The following is a 493-nucleotide window of genomic DNA, read 5'->3' on the forward strand; positions in this document are numbered from 1 at the left end:
CAGGTTCAGCTTCTAGCTCAGGTTCAGCTTCTAGCTCAGGTTCAGCTTCTAGCTCAGGTTCTGCTTCTAGCTCAGGTTCTGCTTCTAGCTCAGGTTCTGCTTCTAGCTCAGGTTCTGCTTCTAGCTCAGGTTCAGCTTCTAGCTCAGGTTCTGCTTCTAGCTCAGGCTCGTCTTCTAGACCAAGTTCGTCTTCTAGTTCAGGCTCTGCTTCTAGTTCAGGCTCTGCTTCTAGTTCAGGCTCTGCTTCTAGTTCAGGCTCTGCTTCTAGTTCAGGCTCTGCTTCTAGTTCAGGCTCTGCTTCTAGCGCAGTGTGCTGTTGCGATATTTCGGGTAGATCAACGTCTTCATCAATCATTCCATCCAAATGACCAGCTTCTACATTTGAAGTTCCTAATGGAGAAATTGACTGCTCATGCGCATTATCCGCACCTTCAGCGACAAGCTCATCAATTCCTGCTTCGAGCTCAGTCTCGATGCCTTCATCACCAACATC

At 48.5% G+C, this 493-nt stretch carries 1 protein-coding gene; it reads right to left on the reverse strand.

What is annotated here, in order from left to right:
- A partial coding sequence (locus L1077_RS27215) for a hypothetical protein (protein ID WP_237139890.1) occupies positions 1-493 on the reverse strand: 493 nt, incomplete at both ends.

Origin of the sequence: Pseudoalteromonas luteoviolacea (assembly GCF_021654285.1) — a bacterium.
Classification (GTDB): Bacteria; Pseudomonadota; Gammaproteobacteria; order Enterobacterales; family Alteromonadaceae; genus Pseudoalteromonas; species Pseudoalteromonas luteoviolacea_J.